The 13,201-nt window shown below is 65.7% G+C and carries 2 protein-coding genes (1 of these 2 cut by a window edge); both read left to right on the top strand.

The features are described 5' to 3' along the window. The gene (locus BLU85_RS24130; RefSeq protein ID WP_092204200.1) at nt 1-12,498 is read left to right on the top strand and encodes a non-ribosomal peptide synthetase; all 12,498 of its coding nucleotides are present in this window, start codon (nt 1-3) and stop codon (nt 12,496-12,498) included. Continuing rightward, nucleotides 12,499-13,201, top strand: the 5' end (the start) of a protein-coding gene (locus BLU85_RS24135) for a non-ribosomal peptide synthetase (RefSeq protein ID WP_092290050.1). The gene runs 10,376 nt beyond the window's last position; 703 of the gene's 11,079 nt are visible here — the first part of the coding sequence; its start codon is at nt 12,499-12,501; its stop codon lies off the right edge, out of view.

The raw sequence follows: 13,201 nt of genomic DNA on the forward strand, positions 1-13,201 counted from the left end.
ATGAATGCTGAAGACGCCTTGAAACTTGCTCGCCGGTTTATCGGGTTGCCCCTGGAAAAGCGCCGGATGTTCCTGGCCGCGTTGGACAAGGAGGGCGTGGAGTTCAGCGGTTTTCCCATTCCCCGGGGTGTCGAGGCCGAGGATCGCCAGGCGTTGTCCTATGCCCAGCAGCGCATGTGGTTTCTCTGGCAACTGGAGCCGGGCAGCGGTGCCTACAACCTGCCGGGCGCGGTGCGGCTCAAGGGTGCGTTGAACCTGCCGGCCCTGGAGCAAGCCTTCGCCAGCCTGGTGGCCCGTCATGAAACCCTGCGCACGGTGTTCCAGCGCCAGGCCGACGACAGCCTGCTGCAAGTCCCCTCCAACGCAGCGCTGGCGATCGGGCGCCAGGACTTCAGCGCCTTGCCGGCCGCCGAGCGCGAGCAGGCGGTGCGCCAGGCTGCCGAAGCGCAATCGATGCAGCCTTTCGATTTGTCCAGCGGCCCGTTGCTGCGGGTCGAATTGCTCACCCTCGATGAGCGGGAACATGTGCTGCTGCTGACCTTGCACCACATCGTCTCCGACGGCTGGTCGATGAACGTACTGATCGACGAGTTCATCCGCTGCTACGACGCCCATGAAGCAGGCGTGGTGCCGCAACTGGCCGATTTGCCGATCCAGTACAGCGACTACGCCCTGTGGCAACGCCGCTGGCTGGAAGCTGGCGAGCAGGCGCGTCAACTCGAGTACTGGCAGGCGCAACTGGGCGATGAGCATCCCGTGCTGGAACTGCCCATCGATCACCCGCGCCCGGCGATGCCCAGCTATCGCGGCACGCGCTTTGAGTTCGCCGTGGAGCCGGCACTGGCCGAGCAACTGCGCGCCACTGCCCAGCAGCACAACATCACCCTGTTCATGCTCCTGCTCGGCGCGTTCAACGTGCTGCTGCATCGCTACACCGGCCACACCGATATCCGCGTCGGCGTGCCCATCGCCAACCGCAACCGCGCCGAAACCGAAGGGCTGATCGGCTTCTTCGTCAACACCCAGGTATTGCGCACCGAGTTCGGCGGCCAGACCCGTGTCGATGAGTTGCTGCGCACGGTCAAGGAAGCCGCCCTCGGCGCCCAGGCCCATCAGGACCTGCCGTTCGAACGGTTGGTGGAAGCCCTGAAACTGGAGCGCAGCCTCAGCCATACACCGCTGTTCCAGGTGATGTACAACCACCAGCCACAAGTGGCCGACATCGCCAGCCTCCGCACGGCGTCGGGGCTGGAGTTGTCGATGCTGGAATGGCAGGGCCGCACCACGCAGTTCGACCTGACCCTCGACACCTTGGAAAAGGCCGGCAAACTGCATGCGGCGCTGACCTACGCCAACGATCTGTTTGATGCCGCCACGGTCGAGCGCATGGCCCGGCACTGGACACGGCTGCTGCACGGCATGGTCGCCGACAGCCGCGCGCTCGTCGGTGAATTGCCGCTGCTGGAAGCCGATGAGTACCAGCGCCTGATCCATGACTGGAACCCGGTGGATGCGCCGTTCGACCAGGCGCTGTGCATCCACCAGATGATCGCCCGCCAGGCCCAGGCTGCGCCGGATGCACTGGCGGTGACCTTCGCCAACATCCGACTGAGCTACAGCGAACTCGACGGCCGCGCCAATCGCCTGGCCCATAAACTCATCGAATTGGGCGTGGGCCCGGAAGTGCGCGTGGGCGTGGCGATGCCGCGCTCCGAGCAGTTGCTGATCGCCTTGCTGGCGGTGCTCAAGGCCGGCGGCGCCTACGTGCCGCTGGACCCGGACTACCCGGCCGAGCGCGTGGCCTACATGCTCGACGACAGCCGCGCCCGGGTCTTGCTGACTGAACAGGCGGTGGCGGCGACGCTGGACGTGCCGGCCGAAACCGCCGTGCTGATGCTGGATCGGCTCGAGCTGGGGCAGTACCCACTCAGTGCACCGGTCACCCGCGTCACGCCAGACAACCTCGCCTACGTGATCTACACCTCCGGCTCCACCGGCAACCCCAAGGGCGTGGCGATTGCCCATCGCAACGTGCTGGCGCTGATCGATTGGTCCCGATCGGTCTACAGCCGCGACGACATCCAGGGCGTACTCGCCTCCACGTCGGTGTGCTTCGATCTGTCGGTGTGGGAACTGTTCGTGACCCTGGCCAACGGCGGCTCGCTGATCATCGCCCGCAATGCCCTGGAGTTGCCGCAATTGCCGGCTCGGGATCAGGTACGACTGATCAACACCGTGCCCTCGGCGATTGCCGCGTTGCAGCGCAGCGGCGAGATCCCGGCCAGCGTTCGCATCATCAACCTCGCCGGTGAGCCACTGAAACAAAGCCTGGTGGATGCGCTGTACCAACCACACCCCTCCTGTGGGGTTGAGCCTGTGGGAGCAGAGCTCCCACAGGGAGTAGAGCATATCTACGACCTCTACGGCCCCTCGGAAGACACTACCTATTCCACCTGGACCCGACGCACCGCCGGCGGCACGGCGAACATCGGCCGGCCCCTCAAGCACACCGCCAGCTATCTGCTGGACGCCGACCTGCAACCGGTGCCCCAAGGCGTCTCGGCGGAGCTGTACCTCAGCGGTGCGGGCATCACCCGCGGTTACCTCGGCCGTGCCGCGATGACCGCCGAGAAGTACGTGCCCAACCCGTTTTCCACAACCGGCGAACGCCTGTACCGCACCGGCGACCTGACTCGCTACCAGGCCGACGGCGCCTTGCAATACGTCGGTCGCATCGACCATCAGGTCAAGGTCCGCGGCTTCCGTATCGAACTGGGGGAAATCGAAGCGCGCCTGCTGCAACAACCCCAGGTGCGCGAATTGGCGGTGCTGGCCCAGGACGGCGAGCACGGCCAGCAACTGGCGGCCTTCATCGTCCCGCGCGAGGCTGCGGTGCTGACCGAGGCCGACGCCCAGGTGCAATTGCGCGAAGCCCTCAAGACCGCCCTGCGCGAACACCTGCCGGACTACATGGTGCCGGCCTATCTGGTATTCCTCCCGCAACTGCCGCTGACTCCCAACGGCAAGCTCGATCGCAAGGCGTTGCCGGCCATTGACGGCAGCGAACAGCAGCGTGAATTCGTTGCGCCCCACAGCCCAATGGAAAAAGCCCTGGCGGCGATCTGGCAGGACGTGTTGAACCTCGGCAGCATCGGCCTGGAAGACAACTTCTTCGAGCTGGGCGGTGATTCCATCGTCGCCATGCAAGTGGTCAGCCGTGCGCGGCAAGCCGGAATCGTGCTCAACCCCAAGGCCCTGTTCCAGCACCAGACCCTGCGCAGCCTGGCGCTCGTAGCGCGCCAGGGCGACAGCCAGGCGATCGATCAGGGCCTGGCACGCGGCGCGGTGCCGTTGACGCCGGTGCAGCAGTGGTTCTTCGAGCGCGACATTCCCGAGCGGCAACACTGGAACCAGTCGCTGCTGCTGGTACCGGGCGAACACCTCGATGCCGTGGCATTGGCCTCGGCCCTGGCCTGCTTGGCTGAGCACCATGACAGCCTGCGCCTGCGCTTTGCCCAGGTGAACGGCCAATGGCAGCAAGCCTATGCCGAGCCGTCGGCGGCCAGTGTGTTGTGGCAGCGCCAGGCGACCTCGGTCGAACAACTCAACGCCCTGTGCGACGACGCCCAGCGCAGCCTCGACCTGGAAGACGGGCCACTGTTGCGGGCGTTGCTGGTGGATATGGTCGACGGTAGCCAGCGCTTGTTGCTGGCGATCCATCACCTGGTGGTGGACGGTGTTTCCTGGCGCGTGCTGCTGGACGATCTGCAGCAGTTCTACCGCCAACTGCAGGCCGGCCAGGCGATCCAGGTGCCGGCCAAGACCAGCGCTTATGGACAATGGGCCGCGCACCTGCACGGGCATCTCGATGGCTTCATGGTCAGCCTCGATTACTGGCGCGCCCAAGGTCATGCGCCGGCCGGCAACGGCTTGCCGTGTGATTACCCCGAGCGCCTGCTGCTGGCGTGTGACGAGCGCAAGGTGCAAGTGCGACTGGACGCCGAACAGACCCGCCAACTGCTGCAACAGGCGCCCAAGGCCTATCGCACCCAGGTCAATGACCTGCTGCTGACGGCCCTGGCCCGTACGGTGTGCCGCTGGACCGGCCAGGACAGCACGCTGATCCAGCTCGAAGGCCATGGCCGTGAAGCGCTGTTCGATGGCGTTGACTTGACCCGTACCGTCGGCTGGTTCACCAGCCTGTTCCCGGTCAGCCTCAGCCCGGCGCCGGCATTGAGTGCGTCGGTCAAGGCCATCAAGGAACAACTGCGCGCCGTGCCGGACAAGGGCCTGGGTTATGGCGTGCTGCGCTACCTGGGCGAACCGGCGGTGCGTGCCGAACTGGCGGCCTTGCCGGCGCCGCGCATCACCTTCAACTACCTGGGCCAGTTCGACCGGCAGTTCGACGACGGTGCGCTGTTTGTTCCCTCTGGCGAAGGCAGTGGCGCGGCGCAACATGCCCGGGCACCGCTGGCGAATTGGTTGACGGTGGAAGGCCAGGTCTATGGCGGCGAGCTGTCCCTGAACTGGGGGTTCAGCGAGCGGATGTTCAAGCAGCAGACCATCGAGACACTGGCCGCTGACTACCTCGCTGAACTGAGGGCGTTGATCGAACACTGCTGCACGTTGGAAACGCCACAGGCCACGCCATCGGACTTCCCCCTGGCCCGCATCAGCCAGGCGCAACTCGACAGCCTGCCGGTGGCCGCCGGGCAGTTGGACGACCTCTATCCGCTGTCGCCCATGCAGCAGGGCTTGCTGTTCCACACCTTGTACGAGCAGGCGGCAGGGGAATACATCAACCAGTTGCGTGTGGACGTGCAGGGCCTCGATCCACAGCGCTTCGCCGATGCCTGGCAGGCCACCCTCGACGCCCAGGACATCCTGCGCAGTGGTTTTGTCTGGCAGGGCGAGCTCGAACAACCGTTGCAGATCGTTCATCGTCAGGTCGAGTTGCCGTTCACGCGGTTGGATTGGCGTGAACGCGACAATCTCAGCGAAGCCCTGGATGAACGCGCCGCCGCCGAGCGCCGGCAGGGCTTCGACCTGGCCCGGGCACCGTTGCTGCGCCTGGTGCTGGTGCAGACCGAGGCCGAGCGCTGGCACTTGATCTACACCCATCACCACATCCTGATGGACGGCTGGAGCAATGCCCAATTGCTAGGTGAGGTATTGCAGCGCTACAGCGGTCGCTTGCCCAAGGCCAATGCCGGGCGTTACCGCGACTACATCGCCTGGCTGCAACGCCAGGACGCTCAACTGAGCGAGACGTTCTGGACCGGTCAGTTGGCCACCCTGCAAGAGCCGACGCGGTTGGCGCGCGTCATGTCCGCCAGCGAAATCCACAGCGGCCATGGCGATCATTTCCAGACCCTGGACGCGACCCGCACCCAGGCCTTGGAGCAGTTCGCCCGCCAACAGAAGGTCACCCTCAACACCCTGGTGCAAGCGGCGTGGCTGTTGCTGCTGCAGCGCTACACCGGCCATGACAGCGTCGCCTTCGGTGCCACCGTGGCCGGGCGTCCGGCGGATCTGCCGGGCATCGAGCAGCAGGTCGGCCTGTTCATCAACACCTTGCCGGTGATCGCCGCGCCACGTCCGGACCAGTCGGTCGGTGCCTGGCTGCAAGCCGTGCAGGCACAGAACCTGAGCTTGCGGGAGTTCGAGCACACGCCGTTGGCGGATATCCAGCGCTGGGCCGGCCAGGGCGGCGAGGCGCTGTTCGACAACATCCTGGTGTTCGAGAACTACCCGATTGCCCAGGCCCTGGCAGAAGGCGCCGGGCAGGGCGCGGTGTTTGGCGAAGTCAGCCACCTGGAGCAAACCCATTACCCGTTGAGCGTGGCAGTGACCCTCGGCGAGACGCTGGCGCTGCACTACAGTTTCGACCGGGCGCATTTCAGCCCGGCGGCCATCGACGGCATCAGCGCGCAGCTGTTGCAGTTGTTGGAGCGCTTCGCCGAGTCGGCGGCGCGCAACCTCGGGCAAATCGCCCTGGTCAGCGTCGAGGAACAGGCCCGGCAACAGGCCGCCAACCATCCGCAGCCGTACCCGACCGACATCGCCGTGCACCAGCGCATCGCCGATCTGGCGGCGCTCAAGCCCCACGCCACGGCGGTGATCTTCGACGGCCAGCGTTTCAGCTATGGCGACCTCGATCGGCGCGCCAACCAGTTGGCCCACGCCTTGATTGCCCGTGGCGTGGCCCCGGAAACCCGGGTTGGCGTGGCCCTGCCGCGCAGCGAAGGGGTGATCGTCGCGCTGCTGGCGGTGCTCAAGGCCGGCGCGGCCTACGTGCCGTTGGACACCCGTTACCCACGGGAACGCCTGGCGTACCTGGTCGAGGATTCGGGGCTGGCGTTGTTGCTCACCGATTCCCGGGTGTCGGCGCAGTTGCCCCTGGACGGTGCCGCCCAGGTGCTGGAACTCGATCGCCTGGACTTGAGCCTGCAACCTCCGGAGGCGCCGTCCGTTCAGGTCGATCCGCAGAACCTGGCCTACGTGATCTACACCTCCGGCTCCACCGGCAACCCCAAAGGCGTGAGCGTGGCCCACGGTCCCCTGGCGATGCACTGCCAGGCCATCGGTGAGCGCTATGAAATGCAGAGCAGCGATTGCGAATTCCATTTCATGTCCTTCGCCTTCGACGGTGCCCACGAACGCTGGCTCACCAGCCTGACCCACGGCGCTTCGCTGCTGATCCGTGACGACAGCCTGTGGACCCCGGAGCAGACTTACAACGCGATGCGCGAGCACGGCGTGACCGTGGTGGCGTTCCCGCCGGTGTACCTGCAACAACTGGCTGAGCACGCCGAGCGCGAGGGCAACCCGCCGAAAGTGCGCATCTATTGCTTCGGCGGCGATGCGGTGCCCAATGCCAGTTTCGAACGGGTCAAGCGCGCCCTCGATCCGGACTTCATCATCAACGGCTACGGCCCGACCGAAACCGTGGTCACCCCGTTGATCTGGAAGGCCGGCCGCGACGTGGTGTGTGGCGCTGCCTATGCACCCATCGGCAGCCGCATCGGCGACCGCAGCGCCTACGTGCTCGACGCCGACTTGAACCTGTTGCCCCAGGGCATGGCCGGTGAACTGTACCTGGGCGGCACCGGGCTGGCGCGGGGCTACCTGAACCGTCCGGGCCTGACGGCCGAACGGTTTGTCGCCGACCCCTTCAGCCGCAGCGGCGGCTTGCTCTACCGCACCGGCGACCTGGTGCGCCAACGCGTCGATGGCACCTTCGATTACCTGGACCGCATCGACAACCAGGTGAAGATCCGCGGCTTCCGCATCGAACTGGGTGAAGTTGAAGCCAGCCTGCAAGCCCTCAAGGGCGTTCGCGAAGCGGTGGTGGTGGCCCAGGAAGGGGCTGCCGGCAGTGGCAAGCGTCTGGTTGCCTATGTGGTGGCCGATGAATCCGTGGGTGAGGCTTTCGCCGAACACTTGCGTGACCAGCTCAAGGCGACTTTGCCGGCGCACATGGTCCCGGCCTATCTACTGCTGCTCGAACGCCTGCCGCTGACCCCCAACGGCAAGCTCGACCGCAAGAACCTGCCCAAGCCCGACGTCAGCCAATTGCAGCGAACCTACGTGGCACCGCGCAGCCCGTTGGAACAGCAACTGGTGTCGATCTGGCAGGACGTGCTCAAGCTTGCGCAAGTGGGCCTGCGGGACAACTTCTTCGAACTGGGCGGCGATTCCATCGTCTCGATCCAGGTGGTCAGCCGTGCTCGCCAGGCCGGTATCCACTTCACTCCCAAGGACTTGTTCCAGCACCAGACCATCGAGGCGCTGGCGGCGGTGGCCCAGACGGGCGCAGCGCTGCACGCGATCGACCAACGACCGGTCACCGGCGAAACGGCGCTGCTGCCGATTCACCAGTGGTTCTTCGCCCAGGCGATTCCTGACCGTCATCACTGGAACCAGTCGGTGATGCTCAAGCCGACCCAAGCGCTGGATGCGCAGGTGCTGGAGCAGGCCTTGGATGCCCTGGTCGCGCACCACGACAGCCTGCGCCTGGCCTTCATCGAGCAGGCCGGAGGCTGGACGGCGCGCTACCGTGACGGGGTGGCCGACGGGGTTGTCTGGCAAGCCGACGTCGCCGATCTTGCCGCGCTGCAAGCCCTGGGCGATCAGGCCCAGCGCAGCCTGCAACTGGACGGCGGCTCGCTGATTCGCGCGGTGCTGGCGAACCTCGCCGATGGCACCCAGCGTTTGCTGCTGATCGTGCATCACCTGGTGGTCGACGGGGTGTCCTGGCGGATCCTCGTCGAAGATTTGCAGACGGCCTATCGGCAGGCACTGACCGGCGCCACCGTGCAGTTGCCGGCCAAGACCAGCGCGATCAAAGCCTGGACCGAAGCGTTGCAGGGCTATGCTCGCAGCGCATCCTTGCAGGCCGAACTGGGTTTCTGGCAGCAACAGTTGCAAGGCGCCTCCACGGCGTTGCCATGGGATAACCCCCAGGGCGGGCGGCAACAGGCTCAGGCCATGACTGTCCGCACGTCATTGGACAAGTCCCTCACCCGGCAACTGTTGCAGCAAGCCCCGGCGGCCTATCGCACCCAGGTCAATGACCTGTTGCTCACCGCCCTGGCGCGGGTGATGGTGCGCTGGACCGGCGGCGACAGTGTGCTGGTGCAACTCGAAGGCCATGGCCGTGAAGAACTGTTCGAACACATCGACCTGACCCGCACGGTCGGCTGGTTCACCAGCCTGTTCCCGGCCCGCCTCACACCCGCTGCCGAACTCGGTGCTTCGCTGAAGCAGATCAAGGAACAGCTGCGCGCCATCCCCCACAAGGGCATCGGTTTCGGTGCCTTGGCACACCTGGGCGATGCGCCGGCACGGCATGCGTTGCAGGCCTTGCCAACGCCGCAACTGACCTTCAACTACCTCGGCCAGTTCGACGGCAGTTTCGCGGCGGCTGACGATGCCCTGTTCGTGCCCACCGCCGAGCATGGCGGCGAAGAGTTGAACATGCAGGGCCCGCTGGGCAGCCCGCTGGCGCTGGACGGCAAAGTCTTCGGCGGCGAGCTGGACTTGAGCTGGACCTTCAGTGGCGACCTGTTCAACGTCGCGACGATCCAGCGCCTGGCCGATGACTACCTGCAAGAACTCACCGCGCTCATCCGCCATTGCTGCGACAGCCAGCACCATGGCGTGACGCCGTCGGACTTCCCGCTGGCGCGGCTGTCCCAGGCGCAATTGGACACATTGGTCCGAGCACCTCAGGCTGTCGACGACATCTACCCGCTGTCGCCGATGCAACAGGGCATGCTGTTTCATTCCTTGCTCGGCCACGGCAGTGGCGATTACATCAACCAGATGCGCCTTGACGTGGAGGGTGTCGATCCGCAGCGCTTCCGCGCCGCTTGGCAGGCGGTGGTCGATGCCCATGACATTCTGCGCACCGGGTTCTTCTGGCAGGGCGACCTGGAGCAGCCGGTGCAAATCGTCCTGCGTCAGGTCGAGGTGCCGTTCCGTGTGCTGGACTGGAACGGGCGGACGGATATCGACGACGCCTTGCAAACCCTCGCCGATGAAGAACGGGCCCAAGGTGTGGACCTGACCCAGGCACCGTTGATGCGCCTGGTACTGGTGCGCACCGGCACGGATCGACATCACCTGATCTACACCAACCATCACATCCTGATGGATGGCTGGAGCAGTGCGCAGTTGCTCGGCGAAGTGTTGCAGCACTACCGCGGCGACAGCGTGGCACGCCCGGCTGGCCGTTATCGCGATTACATCGCCTGGCTGCAACGCCAGGACGCGCGCCTCGGCGAGGGCTTCTGGACGCAACAGCTGCGCACGCTGGATGAGCCGGTGCGCCTGGCCCAGGCGTTTGCGCGCCCGGCACAGGACGTCCCGGCGACGCTGTACGGCCATCACCGCATGCAGTTGGATGGGATGCAGACCCAACGCCTGGCCGAGTTCGCCCGCGAGGCCAAAGTCACCGTCAACACCCTGGTGCAAGCGGCATGGCTGTTGCTGTTGCAACGCTACACCGGCAAGGCCAGTGTGGCGTTCGGCGCGACGGTGGCGGGGCGGCCGGCGGACCTGGTGGGCGTCGAGGGCCAGATCGGCCTGTTCATCAACACCTTGCCGGTCATTGCCAGCCCGCGTCCGGAGCAGGACCTGGGCGACTGGCTGCACAGCGTCCAGGCGCAGAACCTGGCCTTGCGCGAGTTCGAGCACACGGCGCTGTTCGACATCCAGCGCTGGGCCGGCCTGGGCGGCGAAGCCTTGTTCGACAACATCCTGGTCTTCGAGAACTACCCGATTTCCGAAGCCTTGGCACACGGTGCGCCTGAGGGCTTGCGTTTCGGTGCCGTGGACAACTTGGAACAGACCAACTATCCGCTGACCCTGCTGGTCAGCCTCGGTGCCGAGCTGGCGGTGCAGTTCAGCTACCAGTGCGCGCGTTTCACCGAAGCCTCGGTCGAGCAGATCGGCGTGCACCTGCAACGCTTGCTGCTGCAAATGATCGACGCCGGGCAACGGCCCCTGGGCGAACTGAGCGTGCTCGACGAGGGCGAAACCCGCCAGCACGTGCAAGGCTGGAACGCCACCACGGCGGAATATCCCCAGGCGCACTGCGTCCATCGGCTGTTCGAGGCCCAGGCCCGGCAGACGCCGGATGCCACGGCGCTGGTGTTCGCCGATCAGGTGCTGAGCTATGGCGAACTCAATGTCCGGGCCAACCGCCTGGCCCATTGTTTGATCGAACAGGGCGTGGGGCCCGATCAGTTGGTCGGTGTGGCGCTGGAGCGTGGCCTGGACATGATTGTCGCTTTGCTGGCGATCCTCAAGGCCGGTGGCGCCTACCTGCCGCTGGATCCGGCGTTCCCCCAGGATCGCCTGGCCTACATGATCGAAGACAGCGGCATCGAGCTGCTGCTGACCCAACGTTCATTGCTCGACCAGTTCTGTGGGAGCGAGCCTGCTCGCGATAGCGGTGGTTCAGTCAATGGCGATGTTGAATGTGCTGACGCCATCGCGAGCAGGCTCGCTCCCACAGGGACCGGTGGTGGTGTGAATACTTTGGTGTTGGACCAGGAGGGTGACTGGCTCGACGGTTATGCCGGCGAGGCGCCGGCGGCGGGCTTGGATGCGGAGCACCTGGCCTACGCCATCTACACCTCGGGTTCCACGGGCAAGCCCAAGGGCGTGATGGTGCGTCATGGGGCACTGGTGAATTTTGTCGCCAGCATGGCCCGTGAACCGGGCATCGCCGCCCGTGACCGGGTGCTGTCGCTGACCACGTTCTCGTTCGACATCTTCGGCCTGGAACTCTACGGCGCACTGTTGAGCGGTGCCTGCGTGGTGCTGGTGGACAAGCAGAGCGCCCACGACCCCGAGGCGCTGCTCAAGACCATCGACCGGCAACAGGTCAGCGTGGTCCAGGCCACGCCCTCGACCTGGCGCATGTTGCTCGACCACCCGGCGTCCGGTCTGTTGGCCGGGCGCAAATGCCTGTGCGGTGGCGAGGCGTTGGCCGAAGACCTGGCCGAGCGGTTGCTCGATGTCGCCGGCGAGGTCTGGAACCTGTATGGCCCGACCGAAACCACCATCTGGTCGGCGGCCTACCGCTTGACTCAAGAGCAACGCGTGCCGTACCTCGGCCGGCCGATCGCCAACACGTCGCTGTACATCGTCGGCGATCATTTCGCGCCGAACCCGGTCGGGCTGATCGGCGAACTGTTGATTGGCGGCGACGGCCTGGCCCGGGGTTATCACGACCGGGCGGCGCTGACCGCCGAGCGATTCCTGCCGGACCCGTTCGGCAATGGCACGCGGGTGTACCGCACCGGTGACCTGGCGCGCCAGCGTGGCGACGGCGTGATCGAGTACATCGGCCGGGTCGACCATCAGGTGAAGATCCGCGGCTTCCGCATCGAACTGGGGGAAATCGAAGCCTGCCTGCTGGCCCAGGAAGCGATCCGCGAAGCCGTGGTGGTGCCACAACCCGGGCCGGGCGGCCTGCAGTTGGTGGCGTACCTGGTGGCCACCGATCCAGAGACTGCCGAACCCACGGCCCTGCGCGAAGCCCTCAAGGCGCAGCTCGCGCCCTTGCTGCCCGACTACATGATGCCGGCGCACTGGCTGCTGCTCGAACGCTTGCCGTTGACCCCCAACGGCAAGCTCGACCGCAAGGCCCTGCCGCTGCCGGACGCCCAGCAACTGCTGCGTGCCTACGTGGCGCCACAAGGCGCGCTCGAACAGAGCATCGCCGACATCTGGCAAGACGTGCTCAAGCTCGAACGGGTAGGGCGCGACGATAACTTCTTTGAGCTGGGTGGGCATTCCCTGCTGGCGACGCAAGCGACGGCGCGCCTGCAAATGGAACAGGGCGCCGCGGTGCCCCTGGACTTGCTGTTCAGCACCACGTCCCTGGCCGACTACGCCGCACAACTGGCGGCCCACCTGACCCCTCACTCCAGCGCAGACCTGAGTGAGATGCATGACTTCCTGGCAGACCTGGAGACCCTTTGAATGACTCAGCTCGATAACCTGTCTCTGGTTCAGCGATTCATCCGTTTACCGCTCGCCCAACGGCAAGCGTTCCTGCACAAGCTGCACAGCAAAAACATGAGCCTGGCGACGTTGCCGATCCCGGCGATGCGCGACGAGTTCGAGACCCTCGACCTGTCCTACGCTCAGGAGCGCCAGTGGTTCCTCTGGCAACTGGACCGCCACAGCGCCGCCTACCATGTGCCCACGGCGCTGCGCCTGCGAGGCGCCCTCGACCTGCCCGCGCTGCAACGCAGCTTCGATGCCTTGCTGGCCCGTCATGACGTGCTGCGCACGGTGTTCGTCGACAGCGCGCAAGGGCCCCGACAAGTGGTGCAGGCGCGTTTGAGCCTGGCGATCGAGCCGGAGGTGTTGCTGGACGAGTCCGCGCTCAAAGCCCTGATCGATGATGAAATCGCCGGGCTGTTCGACCTGCAACAAGGGCCACTGCTGCGGGTCAAGTTGCTGCAACTGGCAGCGGACGACCATGTGCTGGTGCTGACCCAGCACCACATTATTTGCGATGGCGCGTCCGCTCGGATCATGGTCAACGACCTGGTCCAGCTCTATGCCGCCCACCGCAGCGGTCAGGCGCCGACCCTGGCAGCCTTGCCGATCCAGTACGCCGACTATGCGATCTGGCAGCGCAAATGGATGGAGGCCGGCGAGCTGGAGCGGCAACTGG

Origin of the sequence: Pseudomonas sp. NFACC14 (assembly GCF_900106885.1) — a bacterium.
Classification (GTDB): domain Bacteria; phylum Pseudomonadota; class Gammaproteobacteria; order Pseudomonadales; family Pseudomonadaceae; genus Aquipseudomonas; species Aquipseudomonas fluorescens_AA.

What these genes read in the sequence shown, in the direction of transcription:
- BLU85_RS24130 (WP_092204200.1), top strand. Translation starts at nt 1, where the DNA reads ATGAATGCTGAAGACGCCTTGAAACTTGCTCGCCGGTTTATCGGGTTG.